Annotated in this window: 17 protein-coding genes; 9 read left to right on the forward strand and 8 right to left on the reverse strand. The window is 41.4% G+C overall.

What is annotated here, in order from left to right; all coding sequences use genetic code 11:
* From sapB to fabI, 5 genes are all read left to right on the forward strand, one after another.
* On the forward strand, positions 1 to 966 hold the full coding sequence (sapB, locus tag I3B46_RS12230) for a putrescine export ABC transporter permease SapB (RefSeq protein ID WP_004919233.1): 966 nt from the start codon (positions 1 to 3) through the stop codon (positions 964 to 966).
* A complete protein-coding gene (gene sapC / locus I3B46_RS12235) occupies positions 953 to 1,843 on the forward strand; it encodes a putrescine export ABC transporter permease SapC (protein ID WP_004919231.1) in 891 nt (296 codons plus the stop codon). The genes sapB and sapC overlap by 14 nt, the downstream gene beginning before the upstream one ends.
* Positions 1,843 to 2,838 (forward strand): putrescine export ABC transporter ATP-binding protein SapD, encoded by a 996-nt coding sequence (gene sapD / locus I3B46_RS12240; RefSeq protein WP_004919228.1) that lies wholly within the window; start codon positions 1,843 to 1,845, stop codon positions 2,836 to 2,838. Before sapC ends, sapD begins: the two co-directional genes overlap by 1 nt.
* Complete coding sequence (gene sapF, locus I3B46_RS12245) at positions 2,838 to 3,641, forward strand: putrescine export ABC transporter ATP-binding protein SapF (protein ID WP_014658233.1); 804 nt, start codon at positions 2,838 to 2,840, stop codon at positions 3,639 to 3,641. The genes sapD and sapF overlap by 1 nt, the downstream gene beginning before the upstream one ends.
* Before the next feature lie 150 nt (positions 3,642 to 3,791).
* Positions 3,792 to 4,580 (forward strand): enoyl-ACP reductase FabI, encoded by a 789-nt coding sequence (fabI, locus tag I3B46_RS12250; RefSeq protein ID WP_004919224.1) that lies wholly within the window; start codon positions 3,792 to 3,794, stop codon positions 4,578 to 4,580.
* Between the two features lie 64 nt (positions 4,581 to 4,644).
* Here fabI and I3B46_RS12255 read toward each other — a convergent pair whose 3' ends face one another.
* Positions 4,645 to 5,511: a DUF817 domain-containing protein gene (locus I3B46_RS12255; protein ID WP_040133071.1), complete on the reverse strand. Its 867-nt coding sequence runs from the start codon at positions 5,509 to 5,511 to the stop codon at positions 4,645 to 4,647.
* Between the two features lie 249 nt (positions 5,512 to 5,760).
* Here I3B46_RS12255 and gstA point away from each other — a divergent pair, with 249 nt between their 5' ends.
* Positions 5,761 to 6,366, forward strand: coding sequence for a glutathione transferase GstA (gstA, locus tag I3B46_RS12260; protein ID WP_014658232.1), 606 nt, complete (start codon positions 5,761 to 5,763; stop codon positions 6,364 to 6,366).
* A gap of 54 nt (positions 6,367 to 6,420) precedes the next feature.
* Here the strand turns inward: gstA and pdxY are convergent, their stop codons facing one another.
* From pdxY to anmK, 4 genes are all read right to left on the reverse strand, one after another.
* Positions 6,421 to 7,284 carry a pyridoxal kinase PdxY gene (gene pdxY / locus I3B46_RS12265; protein WP_036940029.1) on the reverse strand — a complete coding sequence of 288 codons (864 nt, stop codon included), beginning with the start codon at positions 7,282 to 7,284 and terminating at the stop codon, positions 6,421 to 6,423.
* A gap of 238 nt (positions 7,285 to 7,522) precedes the next feature.
* A complete protein-coding gene (tyrS, locus tag I3B46_RS12270) occupies positions 7,523 to 8,797 on the reverse strand; it encodes a tyrosine--tRNA ligase (RefSeq protein WP_004919214.1) in 1,275 nt (424 codons plus the stop codon).
* Positions 8,798 to 8,956: 159 nt separating this feature from the next.
* The gene (pdxH, locus tag I3B46_RS12275; protein WP_004919212.1) at positions 8,957 to 9,610 is read right to left on the reverse strand and encodes a pyridoxamine 5'-phosphate oxidase; all 654 of its coding nucleotides are present in this window, start codon (positions 9,608 to 9,610) and stop codon (positions 8,957 to 8,959) included.
* Positions 9,611 to 9,634: 24 nt separating this feature from the next.
* Complete coding sequence (gene anmK, locus I3B46_RS12280) at positions 9,635 to 10,753, reverse strand: anhydro-N-acetylmuramic acid kinase (RefSeq protein ID WP_041705626.1); 1,119 nt, start codon at positions 10,751 to 10,753, stop codon at positions 9,635 to 9,637.
* A 542-nt stretch (positions 10,754 to 11,295) separates the two neighbouring features.
* Between anmK and I3B46_RS12285 the strand changes: the two genes are divergently transcribed.
* Positions 11,296 to 11,763: a glycine zipper 2TM domain-containing protein gene (locus I3B46_RS12285; protein ID WP_014658229.1), complete on the forward strand. Its 468-nt coding sequence runs from the start codon at positions 11,296 to 11,298 to the stop codon at positions 11,761 to 11,763.
* A gap of 495 nt (positions 11,764 to 12,258) precedes the next feature.
* On the opposite strand, the gene slyA is transcribed toward I3B46_RS12285, so the two are convergent.
* Both slyA and I3B46_RS12295 read right to left on the reverse strand, forming a co-directional pair.
* Positions 12,259 to 12,693, reverse strand: coding sequence for a transcriptional regulator SlyA (slyA, locus tag I3B46_RS12290; protein WP_036940025.1), 435 nt, complete (start codon positions 12,691 to 12,693; stop codon positions 12,259 to 12,261).
* Positions 12,694 to 13,248: 555 nt separating this feature from the next.
* Positions 13,249 to 13,488, reverse strand: coding sequence for a DUF1289 domain-containing protein (locus I3B46_RS12295; protein ID WP_004919204.1), 240 nt, complete (start codon positions 13,486 to 13,488; stop codon positions 13,249 to 13,251).
* A 171-nt stretch (positions 13,489 to 13,659) separates the two neighbouring features.
* On the opposite strand from I3B46_RS12295, the gene gloA reads away from it, so the two are divergent.
* Both gloA and rnt read left to right on the forward strand, forming a co-directional pair.
* A complete protein-coding gene (gene gloA / locus I3B46_RS12300) occupies positions 13,660 to 14,067 on the forward strand; it encodes a lactoylglutathione lyase (protein WP_014658227.1) in 408 nt (135 codons plus the stop codon).
* A gap of 118 nt (positions 14,068 to 14,185) precedes the next feature.
* Complete coding sequence (gene rnt, locus I3B46_RS12305; protein WP_004919199.1) at positions 14,186 to 14,827, forward strand: ribonuclease T; 642 nt, start codon at positions 14,186 to 14,188, stop codon at positions 14,825 to 14,827.
* A gap of 80 nt (positions 14,828 to 14,907) precedes the next feature.
* Here rnt and I3B46_RS12310 read toward each other — a convergent pair whose 3' ends face one another.
* Entirely contained in the window at positions 14,908 to 15,255 is a 348-nt protein-coding gene (locus I3B46_RS12310; RefSeq protein ID WP_014658226.1) for a Grx4 family monothiol glutaredoxin, read from the reverse strand.
* Positions 15,256 to 15,599: the final 344 nt, after the last annotated feature.

The raw sequence follows: 15,599 nt of genomic DNA on the forward strand, positions 1-15,599 counted from the left end.
ATGATCATCTATTCGCTGCGTCGTTTACTTTTGCTGTTAGTCACCGTTTTTTTTCTCTCTTTGGTGAGCTTTAGCCTCAGCTATTTCACGCCTAATGCGCCTTTAAGCGGCGCATCGCTTATTGATGCTTATCTATTTTATTTCGATGGTCTACTCCACTTTGATTTTGGCGTTTCCAGTATTAATGGTGAACCCATTACAGAGCAATTAAAAGACACGTTCCCTGCAACAATGGAATTGTGTATTTTAGCCTTTATGTTTGCCCTGATCGTCGGTATTCCTTTAGGGATGATTGCCGCCTTTTGGCGAAATAAACCCGCGGATATTGCAATCAGCACCTTTGCATTACTTGGCTTTTCTGTACCCGTCTTTGTGTTAGCGTTAGTCTTGACACTGTTTTTCTCACTACGATTAGGCTGGCTGCCAGTGTCTGGGCGTATTGATCTTCTCTATAATCTAAAATCTGTTACAGGTTTTGCATTAATTGATGCTTGGCTTTCCGACTCACCTTATCGCCAACAAATGATCATAAACGTACTCGAACATATGATTTTACCTGTATTAACACTGGCTCTGGCTCCGACTACCGAGGTCATTCGTTTAGTTCGAAATAGTACTGAAGAGATAGCCAGTGAAAATTACATTAAAGCGGCTGCAACGCGTGGGTTATCACGACTTACCATTATCCGTCGTCATATTTTCCACAATGCGATCCCGCCAATTATCCCTAAATTAGGCCTACAATTCTCTACCATGTTAACACTGACCATGGTGACCGAATTGGTATTTAACTGGCCAGGACTGGGGCGTTGGTTAGTCACCGCCATCCGCCAACAAGACTACTCTGCTATTTCTGCTGGCGTCATGTTGATTGGGGCCTTAGTGATTACCGTTAACGTACTGTCTGATATTTTAGGGGCAATGATGGATCCGTTAAAACATAAGGATTGGTATGTCCTCAGATAATTTTTATCGTGAACAGAAGATGCCTTCCCCTACGCGGGTTGTCTGGAATATTTTTTCATCTGATATTCTCTCGATGATCGGTTTCTATGGCGTGCTATTTTTATTGGCGCTCTCTTTTATTGGCCCTTATATCGCGCCCTATACCATCGATCAGCAATTCTTAGGTTACCAATTATTACCGCCTTCTTGGTCTCACTATGGTAATGTTGCCTTTTTCCTAGGTACTGACGACCTCGGCAGGGATATCCTAAGCCGCCTCATTTTGGGCACAAAATCGACGTTCGGCGCGGCATTATTAATCACTTTTATTGCCACCCTAATAGGCCTGATATTAGGCTGTCTAGCAGGGATGACACGGGGCTTAAAATCAGCGGTTTTCAACCATATACTTGATACATTGTTATCCATCCCGTCTTTGTTACTTGCCATTATCGTGGTTGCATTCATGGGCGCGAGTTTACAAAATGCTATGCTCGCAATCTGCTTAGCCCTGATCCCTCGCATGGTGAGAACAATTTATGTTGCTGTTCACGATGAGCTAGATAAAGAGTATATTGTTGCTGCTAGGCTTGACGGCGCATCAAATATTTTTATTTTGTGGTATACCGTATTACCTAACATTACCCCAATCTTAGTAACAGAGCTGACGAGAGCACTTTCTATCGCTATTTTGGATATTGCCGCGCTGGGCTTTCTTGATCTGGGTGCACAGTTGCCCTCTTCTGAGTGGGGAGCCATGTTAGGGGATAGTTTAGAGCTTATCTATGTCGCCCCTTGGTCAGTCATTTTGCCCGGTGCAGCAATTATGATAAGTGTCTTATTCGTCAATTTACTCGGTGATGGCTTACACCGAGCAATCAATGCGGGGGTTGAATAATGCCATTGTTAGACATCCGCAATTTGACCATTGAATTTATGACAGCCAACGGCCCAGTCAAAGCCGTTGACCGTATTTCGATGACCCTTACTGAGGGGGAAGTCCGTGGCTTAGTTGGTGAGTCTGGCTCAGGTAAAAGCCTCATTGCCAAAGCCATTTGTGGCGTCACCAAAGATAATATCCGTGTTACCGCCGACCGCTTTCGCTTCCAAGATATTGACTTACTTAAACTTAGCCCTCGTAAGCGTCGTCGGTTGATCGGTCATAATATTTCGATGATTTTCCAAGAGCCGCAATCTTGTCTCGACCCCGCCGAAAATATTGGCAAGCAATTGATACAGGCTATCCCAGGCTGGACTTATAAAGGTCGTTGGTGGCAACGTTTTAATTGGCGTAAGCGCCGAGCCATCGAATTATTACACCGCGTGGGGATCAAAGATCATAAAGACATTATGCGTAGCTACCCTTATGAACTTACTGATGGTGAATGCCAAAAAGTCATGATAGCCATTGCAATTGCGAATCAGCCACGTTTATTGATAGCCGATGAGCCAACCAATGCGATGGAGTCCACTACCCAAGCACAAATTTTCCGACTGCTCGATAAGCTTAATCAAAACAATAATATGACTATCTTGTTGATCAGCCATGATATGGAAATGATGTCAAAACTCGTGGATAGAATTAACGTGCTTTATTGTGGTCAAACTGTTGAAAGCGCAACACCAGAGGATATTTTGCAACGCCCTCGCCACCCCTATACACAAGCACTGATTCGTTCAATACCTGATTTTGAAAGCCCGATTCCCCATAAAGGCCGATTAAATACCCTTCCGGGCGCCATCCCATCGCTGGAACATCTTCCAATTGGCTGTCGCCTTGGCCCCCGCTGCCCTTATGCACAACGGACATGTATCGTGGCTCCACCTCTACGTAATATCAAAAACCATCTGTTTGCCTGTCATTATCCGCTAAATACGGAGGAACCATCCTGATGGAAACGTTACTTGAGGTTCGCAATCTCACCAAAACTTTTCGTTTTCGCGAGGGGCTATTCCGCCGTTATGAATTAGAAGCGGTGAAACCATTGAGCTTTAACTTACAGGCAGGCCAGACATTAGCCATTATTGGTGCCAACGGTTCGGGGAAATCAACCCTTGCTCGTATGTTATCCGGCGTCACGGAGCCGACCGCAGGCGAGATTATGATCCGCGGTCACCGCCTCAGTTATGGTGACTACAGTTACCGTAGCCAGCGTATCCGTATGATATTCCAAGATCCCAGCACCTCGCTAAACCCTCGCCAACGTATTGGTCAAACCCTTGAGTTACCACTAAAGCTGAACACGGAACTGACCGGTATTGAGCGAGAGCGCCGTATTATTCAAACGCTTCGCCAAGTGGGTCTATTGGCCGATCATGCAGAATATTACCCTCATATGCTTGCGTCAGGCCAAAAGCAGCGTGTCGCATTGGCAAGAGCGCTAATTTTACAGCCTGAAATTATTATTGCGGATGAAGCATTGGCCTCCTTAGATATGTCAATGCGTTCACAAATTATCAATCTGATGTTGGAGTTGCAGGCAAAGCAGGATATTGCTTACATTTATGTCACGCAGCATTTAGGAATGATGAAGCATATTAGCGATAAAATGTTAGTCATGGATAAAGGGGTTGTCGTCGAGCGCGGAAATACTGCTGAAGTGCTAGCGTCACCACTTCATGATGTCACCCGTCGATTGATTGAGAGCCATTTCGGCGAACCTTTATCCATTGACGCATGGCGACAGGATATTTGACTGCTCCGAGGAGAACAGCAAAATACCCTTCTTTATGCAATACATGGTAAGATATCGACGATTCGTCAATAAAAAATGCGAAAACTACCCAAGACACGGTGTCTTCTGTTATATTCGCGTTTTCAATAGAAAATAAACAAGGATAATGCTATGGGTTTTTTAACCGGCAAACGCATTCTAATCACTGGCGTTGCCAGTAAATTATCAATTGCATACGGTATTGCTAAAGCAATGCATGAACAAGGCGCTGAACTGGCGTTCACTTATCAAAACGAAAAATTAAAACCTCGTGTCGAAGAGTTTGCTGCATCTTTAAACTCTAACATCGTTCTTGAGTGTGATGTTGCTGTTGATGCAAGTATTGACGCTATGTTTGCTGAATTAGGAAAATCCTGGCCTAAATTTGATGGCTTTGTCCACTCAATCGGCTTTGCACCAGCAGATCAGCTTGACGGCGATTATGTTGACGCGGTAACACGTGATGGTTTCCGTATCGCTCACGATATCAGTGCATACAGTTTTGTTGCGATGGCAAAAGCATGCCGTAACATGCTAAACCCAGATGCTTCTTTACTGACGCTTACCTATTTAGGTGCTGAGCGCGCTATTCCTAACTATAACGTAATGGGTCTTGCTAAAGCCTCTTTAGAAGCTAACGTTCGTTATATGGCAAATGCAATGGGTCCTCAAGGTATCCGTGTCAACGCGGTTTCAGCAGGCCCAATCCGTACACTCGCGGCATCAGGTATCAAAGACTTCCGTAAAATGCTGGCACACTGCGAAGCTGTAACGCCAATTCGTCGTACAGTCACTATCGAAGACGTGGGTAATACAGCGGCATTCCTAAGCTCAAATCTTGCAGCAGGTATTACTGGTGAAGTCGTACATGTTGATGGTGGTTTCAGCATTGCCGCAATGAATGAACTGGAACTTAAATAAGTTTTAGTTGATTGATGACAAACGCCATCTCCGGATGGCGTTTTGCTTTTAAAAACAACCGCATTTAACGAGCGATTGTGACATTCGCCTTAATATGTTTAAGATGAACGACAATCGTAAAAGTCACAATGACTAATAAAGACCAAGCTCCCCACTTCCCTGCATGCACAACCGACCACGCACCAATTTGGTTCGGGTATTGCCAAACCCCAAAAAAGGTTCCGAAATTTTCCGCTAACCAAATAAAAAAGCCGATCAGCATAAACGCAAGTAATAATGGCATTCGCCGCTCTTTATCTAAGGGAGTATAAAAAACGGTACTACGTGCATATAGGCCAAAAATAAAAGCCGTTAAATACCAACGGTAATCATCAATATAATGATGGCTAAAAAAATTAATGTATATCGCTAAAGCCACCAATGTTGCCATCCAATAAGGTGGGTAATGCTCAATACGCACTTTAAAAAAACGCCACGACTGAATAATATAGCTACCAACAGCCGCATACATAAATCCTGTAAATAGAGGAACTCCCCACAGTTTACTATAGGCTTCATCGGGGTATTGCCACGAGGCTATTGTCGCTGAAGTTTTAAACAACTCCATGATAAACCCCACTAAATGGAAAACACAAATCGCTTTTAGCTCATCCCAAGTCTCTAACTTTGACCAAACAAGAAAAGCCTGAAATAGTACTGCAAACACCAGTAAAATATCATAGCGAGGTAAACCAAATAGCCCTTTAACAGGAACAAGAAACAATGCTAAAAAAAAGAAGCCCGCAAATAAGCATGAGCGTGCATTGATTAAGCCAAAAAACCAAAATTCTAAAATAAAACGCTTAAATCCAGTACTCTGATTAGGCGTATGCGCCATTAATACGTTATCAAGTTTATTTAATATTTTTAATTTGTTACACATACTTTCCATGTTACAAGCCTAACGTTATAAAGTGGCGACTCTGTGATAGCTGATTTTGAACGCGGATCCTAACAAGTTCCACACAATAAAAGATAAGGCATTAGTCTTAATTATTTACTAAAGTTACATCTAATCATCTGCCTATTCTAAAACGAATAAATACTGACATCTTAAAGCAAATGCTTTCTCATGCGTCATGATATACTATGGATGATATTAGTCTGCTGATTGCCAATATAACTATTTAGGAGTTTTATGATGAAATTGTATTATGCTCCCGGTGCTTGTTCCCTTTCCCCTCACATTATCTTGCGCGAAACAGGGCTGGATTTCAGCATTGTGCGTGTCAATTTAAAAGAGAAGAAAACCGAAAATGGCGAAGATTTCTTAGCTATCAACCCGAAAGGGCAAGTTCCTACTTTAATCTTAGATGATGGCGAACAGCTAACTGAAGGAGCCGTGATCGTCCAGTATCTCGCTGATCAAAAACAAGATAGAAATCTAATCGCGCCAGCAGGTACGATGAAACGCTACCATCAATTGGAGGCTCTGAATTTTATTTCTACTGAGCTACATAAGAATTTTGCACCTTTATTCACGCCAGGCACTCCTGATGAGTATAAAGAGATGGCTAAAGCGACACTCATCAAAAAATTCCAATATGTTGATGATGTACTGGCTAAAAAAGCCTTCTTTGCCGATGACAGCTTTACTGTTGCTGATGCTTATTTATTTACTGTGAGTAACTGGGCAAAAATCGTCGGTGTTGATATTACTCATCTGAAACATTTAACAGAGTACCGAGATAAAGTCGCTAAGCGCCCTAAAGTCCAAGAAGCATTAGCTGCTGAAGGTTTGATCTGATTTTACTGTAGCGCTCCATAATGGAGCGCTACCTGTTCTATTTGTTTGCACACTTTAATCAAGTGCGGTTGCACAGAATTTATGTTCTGGTGTAACCATCTTATCCTGCGCCGCAACTAATTGAAGCTCATACTCACCCATTACTTTGGTTTGTAACATCACCTCATAAACAGCGGCAGCTACATGCTCTAAAGCTTTAGGCAAACTTTCACCTTTTAATAAATTCACCAGCATCAAACCACTCGTCAAATCCCCCACTCCTACCGGCTGCTTTTCACCAAAATCAACCAAAGGTCGGCTCACATGCCAGCTATGCTCTGCGGTGACTAAAATCATTTCAAAACGATCGGCTCTGTAGCCCGCTCGACTTAGATGTTTGACTAGAACAATTTTAGGCCCTTTGCGACATAATTGACGTGCTGCTTCCACAGCTTGCTCTACCGTTGCAATGGTTTTTCCTGACAGTGTTTCTAACTCAAGTAGGTTAGGTGCGATGATGTCACTAGCTTGTAAGGCTTGTTGACATAAAAACTCAGCGACTCCTGGAGCAACGATACATCCTTTCTCTGGATGCCCCATTACCGGGTCACAAAAATAGAGCGCCTGTGGATTTGCTGCTTTGACTTGTTTGACAATCGCAAGAATATCATTGCCTTGCTCAGCAGAGCCGATATAACCGCTTAAGACGGCATCACAAATGTCTAATTTATGAATTTTAGCTAAGCCGCTAACAATCTCTGTTAAATGTTGAGCGGGAAAAACTGTGCCCGTCCATTGCGGGTACTGCGTATGATTGGAAAATTGTACGGTGTTGAGTGGCCATACATCGACGCCCATACGGCACATAGGAAAGACAGCCGCACTGTTTCCTGCATGACCGAAAACAACATGGGATTGAATTGAGAGAACACTTTTCATGGAAGACCCAAGGAATTGTTAAATCGAATGAAGCGAAATCAGTGATTCACCATTGCGTATATAGATTCAAAATAATTCCAAATAGATGTGACCAACCAATGAGGCAATACTAACGTTCATAAAAACAGGTATGTTCACAGTAACTCAATATATTTAGTCAATCATGCCATCTGAAAAATATGATGAATACAAATAGCCCGAGAACTTCTCGGGCTAGTAGGACAAAGGTTCGTCAGCGTTATTTCCAGTTGATTAAGCAGTCGTTTTTCTTACCACGACGGATCAGTGTGAAACGCCCAAACAGGCGATCAGAATCACTGAACACATACATTGGATCGGTCTGTTTTTGACCGTTAACTGCCACCGCATTTGAACTAATTGCTGTTCTTGCCTGTCCTCGTGAAGGCGTTAACTCTGAATCAACAAGCGCTTGCTGTAAGTCAGCACCATTTTCAAGTGTAATGCATGGCATACCATCTTGAGCCAGTTGTTCAAAATCTGCTTCGGTCAAATCAGACACTGCACCAGAGAAAAGGCTTTCAGTAATACGACGCGCCGCGGCTAAACCTTCTTCACCATGTACCAGTCGAGTTACATTTTCAGCTAAAACATATTGTGCACGTGGCGCTTTACCGCTGTTTTTATCTTCTTCTTCAAGTGCATCAATTTCGCTTAACTCCATGAAGGTAAAGAATTTTAAGAAGCGATAGACGTCAGCATCAGCCGTATTGATCCAGAATTGGTAGAATTTGTATGGACTGGTTTTCTTAGGATCAAGCCAGACTGCACCACCTTCAGTTTTACCGAATTTAGTACCATCTGATTTGGTGATTAACGGTACAGTCATACCGAATACTTGGTTTTGATTTAAACGGCGAGTCAAATCAATACCCGAAGTAATGTTACCCCACTGGTCAGAACCACCAATTTGTAACTCAACACCATGCTCTTTATTGAGGTTTGCGAAGTCATAACCTTGCAGCAGGTTATAAGCAAACTCAGTGAAAGAGATCCCCACATCATCACGATTTAGGCGTTGTTTTACCGCTTCTTTGTTGATCATTTGGTTAACAGAAAAGTGTTTACCAATATCACGTAAGAAAGTCAGCACATCCATTTTACCAAACCAATCGTAGTTGTTGGCTAATTTAGCGCTATTATCGCCACAATCAAAACTTAGGAAAGGCGATACTTGATTACGGATTTTTTCTACCCATTCTTGGACGGTCTCTGCGGTATTTAATTTACGCTCAGAGGCTTTAAAACTCGGATCGCCAATCAGACCCGTCGCGCCACCGACCAACGCCACAGGCTTGTGCCCGGCTAGTTGGAATCGTTTTAAACACAGCAAGGGAACCAGATGTCCCAAGTGCAAGCTGTCGGCGGTAGGGTCGAAGCCGCAATAGAGAGAGATAGGGCCTTGCGCCAGTCTCTCTGCTAACGCATCCTCATCCGTTACCTGGGCAACGAGGCCCCGCTCTTGCAATTGTTTAATCAGGTTATTGCTAGACATCAATGACTCCATCAGTTGAATTTTGTCTATCTATTTTTAGTAAAATGACCTCGAGCTGGGAGTGATTACCCAATCTCGTAGGTGTCGCTTGTCAGTTTTCGTAAACGAACCTATAGCATAAAGCGCCTAGCTGTGAAGTGCCAGCTAAAAAACATTTAATTACGGCGCTAATCTATCAATTTTCCAGCCATCCCCGTCTCGCTGATAAATAAAACGGTCATGTAACCGGTTGGCTCCCCCTTGCCAGAACTCAACACTATTGAATACCACACGGAAACCACCCCAAAAACTCGGTAGTGGCACTTCGCCATTTTGGAACTTTTGTTTTAGTTCTAAAAATTTACCTTCCAAAATGCTACGCGCTGAAATTCTGGATGATTGCTGAGATGCCCAAGCCGCAATCTGGCTATCTTTTGGACGACTATGGAAATACTTGACGACCTCAATAGGGTTTAAACGCTCTGCCACCCCTAAAAAACTCACTTGGCGCTCAAGTGGGTACCATGGGAAATGTAAGCTGACTTTATTGTTTTTTCCTAAATGCTGCGCTTTTCGGCTCCCCATGTTGGTATAAAAGACCAACCCTTTTTCATCGAAGTGCTTTAACAAAACAATACGTTGATACGGCTGACCTGTTTCATCAACAGTCGCAACACACATTGCAGTAGGATCACTTAAATTCGCTTCACAGGCCTGTTTTAACCACTTCTCAAACAGATCTAGTGGGTCTGCCGTTAAGTCAGATCGCCTTAAACCACCTTTCGTGTATTCACGGCGTAATGCTGCTAACTCTAAATTTTGTGCGTCATTCATCGTTTACTTATTTCCTTAACGCAATTATTTTTCATCGATATTCGCGGGATAAATCGCACCTAACACCGTTTCACGTTCAGCGCCTGTCACGGATGCAAGATTCCCCGGCAAATTAGCCATAGTTCGAGCAGCCAGCCATGCGAAAGCTAATGCTTCCATATCATCACCGCTTAAACCATATTTATCACTTGGCCCCACCTCTGTCCCCGGAAGCAAAGCCGCTAGGCGCTGCATCAAAAAGCTATTTTTTGCACCACCCCCACAAACAATTAAACGTTCACAGCCGCCACACAGTAAAATCTGCTCGGCAATTGACGCGGCGGTTAATTCACATAAAGTCGCTTGCACATCTTGAGGCAAAATATCAGGGAAGTCAGATAAGTGCTTATCTAACCATTGCATATTAAAATATTCACGCCCAGTGCTTTTTGGTGCCGACCGCCGGAAGTACGGATCACGTAACATCGCCTTGAGCAAAGGTTGATGTACCGTACCTGTACTCGCCCAATGACCATTTTCATCGTATGCACACTGTTTATGACGCCATATCCAGGTATCCATCAACATATTACCAGGCCCGGTATCGTAACCTTTGACATAAGCCCCCGGCAGTAAAGCGGTAATGTTCGATATGCCACCAATATTTAATATAATTCTTTTTTCTATTGCATGGCCTAATACTGCCAAGTGGAATGCAGGTACTAATGGAGCCCCCTGTCCACCATAGGCCATATCGCGACGCCTAAAATCCCCCACCGTCGTAATGCCTGTTAATGCAGCAACTCTATTGTTATCGCCCAGTTGTGTGGTAAAAGGTTGCGGGCCATCGGGTTCATGCCAGACGGTTTGCCCATGGCAACCAATTGCAATGATATCTTTTGCGGGAATGCCGGCTTTCGCCAATAATTGATTCACAGCATCGGCATAAAGTGACCCTAATTCACGGTCAATTTTTCCTATTTCAGATAATGTGGTTTCTTGGCCTTGGCAAATATTAAGAATTCTTTTTTTTAGCTCCACAGGAAACGCAACACTAATGCTTAATTGCTCAGCAACAAATTTATCGCTAATCGCTGCAAGAACAACATCAACCCCATCTAAGCTGGTTCCTGACATAATCCCTATATAACGACCTGACTTTATCATTATTGTTCCTTTAGGTTGCATAACGCTTTGTGAATTTAAGCTTCAAAAGATTGTGCTTTGATGGGGGAGTTTGTCAACCACACATTGTAATTTCTCGGGCTGACTCGCAGAAAAAAAGTCAGTACACGGATCCTGACGATTTTACGTTTAAAATATCGACAATAAGGTTATTTGGGCGCTCGAATATCTACCTAGCCAATTATAAGTTATAGTATAATTAACAAGCTAAGGTATTTATCAATGCAAACAAGGGTCGTCATTGGGTAATTAGAACAATTTTTGTGCAATTAACACACAATGATATTTGTATCGTCAATTTATTTAATGGAAACATTTAACAAAGTGTGCCTTACTTTATGAAATATTTCCTACTTTGAGATATTTTACCTAGTGTTTACACTTTGTTTAAAACAAAATCAGTAGTCTGATACCCGTTTTAGCCCTACATCATAATGGTCATCTTCATATTGTGATTATGGTTAAAACAACAATCCAATGCTATGTTAGTGCCACAGACAGCAAGTCTCATAGGAGTAATTATGCTTAAGAAAGTTTTCGTCGGTGTTGTAGCAGTCACTGTATTATCTGGCTGTGTCAATACCAGTACACTTTCTGGTGATACTATTTCAGCTAAAGACGCGAAACAAGTACAGACTGTGACTTACGGCACTGTGCTTAATGCTCGCCCTGTTACTATCCAAGCAGGTGATGATGGAAACGTTATCGGTGCAATTGGTGGTGCGGTACTAGGCGGCCTATTGGGTAACACCATTGGTGGCGGCTCTGGTAAAACGCTTGCAACCGCTGCGGGGGCTATTGCGGGTGGTTTAGCAGGCCAAGAAGCCCAAGGTGCGCTGAATAGAAGCCAAGGTGTACAGTTAGAGATCCGTCTTGATAGCGGCAAAAACATTGTCGTCGTTCAAAAACAAGATCCAAGTGTTTTCCGTTCTGGCCAACGTGTCATGATTGCAAATAGTGGCGGCACGGTCACTGTTTCTCCACGTTAATCTTAGTATATGTTCACCGGCAAAATTCTGACCGGTGAACATATCTTCTTAATTTTAAGGTTACCTAAACCATTGTTGTGTAGTCATCATACATCTACAGTTTCACTTCCTTATTGGACTTTGGATTTGACATCTTATGCAGTACCAACAGACCGTTGAACATCTGTAAATAACTGACAAATATTAATGTTTGCTTAAATTCCAATGATTATTTTTACGCTGTTTGATTTGTTCCTCAAAACACAATTAATCTAAAAAGTATCACTTGCTACTCAAGTTAACAGCAGTAAACTTTAAACACCCTTCTATCTTATAAATCAGTTAAAATAAAAATGATTTATCATCAAACAATAAATAAAGCCAATAATTTAGTTTCATACTAATTTATTAGGCGAAAAAATCAGAAGAAAAGTTCTATCAATAAAATAGATAATTAATCTTGTCATAATGATTTAAAGTTTAATAATGTACTTAGCTCATTAATAATTTCACTAATTATAAATCTCCTTGTAATCGTAAAATATTTTTCTCTAATTTCAGTAACAATAATGATAACTGACCCAGTTCATCCTGTGTAATATTTCCTAAAATCTCTTTGCGTGTATTATCAATTACCTCATCAACTGTTTTGATAAATGGCTCAGACTCAGGTGTCAGTTTTATTCTTTTTGCACGACGGTCATTCGCACAAGTGTGACGAGAAATCAGTTTTTTTTCCTCTAACTGATCTAACGTTCTCACTAATGAAGGTTGCTCAATACCAATCGCTTTTGCAAGTTGAATTTGCGACTGCTCCGGCGGTAGCTGGCTAATATTATGTAACGTAATCCAATGCGTTTGCGTTAGCTTAAGTGGTTTCAAACGATGATCAATCAGTGATCTCCACATGCGTACAACACGTGATAAATCAGCTCCTATTTGTGACTCCAATGTTCCCTCCTTATATAACACTATTCTGCCCAACAAATATACAACCCATAAATTATTCTTTAAATTATATATTCACTCCTTCTTGCTATGACAACTAATTATTAGAAAAAACCATGATAAATACCTATTTATAGTCATAGTCAATCATTTGATTTGTGATTTTAATCACCCATTAAATCCACTCATTTTATATATTAAACATCGTTTTATTTACTCACATAGACTATCAATGATCTTGTTAATAAGAATAGCCTTACTCCTCTTTCGAATCTATCTATTTTAACCCTTATAGTAATTACAATTAACAATAAAAAAGACAATTGCCGATTACTCCTTTAAAAACAATTAAATATAGTTAATCTTAAAATCATGCCATTTTCGGTAGCTTTGTCCTTATTTTATTATTATTTTGAATAACTAAAATTTAATTGAAGGATATATGAAGTAATTAACTATGTTTTATTAATTTCATTTCAATTTAATTACGCTTCAACGAATAGTCGTTAAAAAACTTTAATTAAAAAGATTGATGGGGAATGAGTGCGTTGATAACAATTAAAAAAGCTCTTGTTGAGGTGAAGGTGAGTCATCTTGCTGAGTTTTGACGGCTATTGAACGAATATAGCGCTGACGACATAAACGTAAGATATTACGCTTTTGGCTATCGGTAAATTTTAACCATCCGAAACGTTCTTCCCTAGAGCGAAAGCAACCACGGCAATAACCTTGCTCATTGGCTTGGCAAATCCCACGACAAGGGCTTTGAATTTCAAAAAACTCGAGTTGCTCTGCCATACTGATATCACCTAACTAAAAACACCAATTAATGATATACTCCACTAATACGATTATATCTATTATTTGTTCAATAAATAAACCTATTTCATTGTGTTAAAGATAATAGGTACGTTATATTAGTCGTTAAAACGATTCAGTTTCATTTAGTTAATTCAAGGGAGTTCTCTTATGCGCTTACTACATACCATGTTACGTGTGACGGATATGCAGCGTTCAATTGATTTTTACACGAAGGTTCTCGGTATGCGTCTACTGCGTACCAGTGAAAACCCTGAGTATAAATATTCATTGGCATTCGTGGGTTACAGTGACGAAAGTGAAGGTGCCGTAATTGAGCTCACCTATAACTGGGGGGTTGATAGTTACGAATTAGGCACAGCTTATGGCCATATTGCCCTCGGTGTCGATAACGTCGCTCAGACCTGTGAAGATATCCGCCGTGCAGGTGGAAATGTGACACGTGAAGCAGGCCCAGTCAAAGGTGGTAGTACAATTATTGCTTTTGTAGAAGACCCTGATGGGTACAAAATCGAGCTAATTGAGAACAAAAGTGCTAGCAAAGGCCTCGGTAATTAATTCATTTCGATTCTTAAGTCACTAGGCAGTTCATATGCTGCCTAGTGTGAGTTTATCTGCAAAACTTTTCGGTTTTTGGCATAATAACCAACAACCGGAAACCTAAAATGAAAGCCTAATGTCTGATAAAAATAATCCTAACGCACTGGTTAGCCGCTTCAGGGGCTATTACCCTGTTGTCATTGATGTAGAAACTGGTGGGTTTAATGCCAAAACGGATGGTCTACTTGAAATTGCCGCCATCACGCTCAAAATGGATAAAGATGGCTGGTTATCGCCTGATGAAACACTTCATTTTCATGTTGAACCCTTTGAAGGGGCTAATTTAGAACCCGCTGCGTTAGCTTTTACGGGGATTGACCCAACTAACCCTTTACGTGGTGCTGTTAGTGAGTATGAAGCACTGCATGCCATTTTTAAAATGGTACGAAAAGGGATGAAAGCGACCGATTGTAATCGAGCTATCATTGTGGCTCACAACGCCACATTCGACCACAGCTTTGTCATGAATGCCGCTGAACGTGCGGGTTTAAAACGTAACCCTTTCCACCCTTTTGCGACTTTTGATACCGCTGCATTAAGTGGCCTTGTTTTTGGGCAAACGATTTTAGCTAAGGCCTGTGTCGCAGCAGGGATCCCTTTCGACGGTAAACAGGCTCACGGCGCTTTGTATGATACAAACCGCACTGCTCTTCTTTTTTGTGAGTTAGTTAATAAGTGGAAAAAGCTCGGTGGATGGCCACCAGCGGAGCAAGAGTAAAAAATAGCCGTATCCGAAATAGAAAGACCGTATTAGTCTAAACGCTTAATACGGTCTTTTTAGATACATTAATGACGAGATTACTCAGCTTTCGTCTCATCAGCAGGACGGTACTTGTCTGCTGTTTCTTTAATCAGTGACTGTAATTCACCACGCTGATACATTTCCATGATGATATCACAACCACCTACTAATTCACCGTCAACCCATAATTGGGGAAATGTTGGCCAATTTGCGTATTTTGGTAGCTCTGCACGGATATCTGGATTTTGCAGGATATCGACATAAGCGAAACGTTCACCACAAGCAGATAACGCTTGAACTGCCTGAGCAGAAAAACCGCAGCTAGGAAGCTTAGGAGAGCCTTTCATATACAGCAGGATTGGGTTTTCTTTAATCTGGCGTTCGATTCTTTCAATTGTCGTCATTTTTACTTCCTTAACATTAATATAATTAGTATATTTCTTGTTTTTCAATCAGATAAAAAATACAGAACAAAAAACATACTACATAATACTACATTTCACTCTTAATACATCAATGAGTTAAGCTGCGATTACGAATGAAAAAGAGGGGTGTTAAGCCCCTCCTTTGGTTTGCTTGTATTGTGACTTATTTATGATTCAAGTCAAATAAATCTACTACCTAGCACGCTCCCTGCTCTGCATCACTCTTTTCCTACCATACTCTCCCGCAATGATAAAAAACCAACGAATAACAGTCTCACTGAACTATCAGCTTATCTCACAAATTTATTTGGTATTAGGGAACA

It is taken from the genome of Providencia sp. 2.29 (assembly GCF_015832305.1).
Taxonomy (GTDB): Bacteria; Pseudomonadota; Gammaproteobacteria; order Enterobacterales; family Enterobacteriaceae; genus Providencia; species Providencia stuartii.